This is a genomic window from Curtobacterium sp. MCBA15_013 (genome assembly GCF_001865095.1).
GTDB lineage: Bacteria > Actinomycetota > Actinomycetes > Actinomycetales > Microbacteriaceae > Curtobacterium.
On sequence record NZ_MJGQ01000024.1, the window covers coordinates 1 to 346 of the forward strand.

The 346-nt window shown below is 77.5% G+C and carries 1 protein-coding gene; it reads left to right on the forward strand.

Going from position 1 to position 346, the window contains the following annotated elements:
• Positions 1-346, forward strand: a 346-nt coding sequence (locus BIV01_RS12665; protein WP_139199344.1) for a tRNA lysidine(34) synthetase, incomplete at both ends; no start/stop codon positions are given.

A 346-nucleotide genomic window follows, 5' to 3' on the forward strand; every position in this document is an offset into this window, starting at 1 on the left:
CGGCTCGGGAGGCGCGGCACGCGTCGATCGCGCTCGTCGCGTCCGACGTCGGGTCACCCCTCGTGCTGTTCGGACACACGCTGGACGACCAGGCCGAGTCCGTGCTGCTCGGGCTCGCCCGCGGGAGCGGGCCGGACTCGCTGTCCGGCATGGCGCCGTTGACGCGGCGCCAGGCGGGGCCGGCCTACGGGCGGCCGCTCCTCGGCGTCCGTCGACACACGACGCGGCAGGCGTGCGCCGCCGCCGGACTCGCCCCGTGGGACGACCCCCAGAACGCGGACCCGGCCTTCGCGCGCGTCCGCGTCCGGAACGTGCTCCTGCCCGCGCTCGAACGCGAACTCGGCGC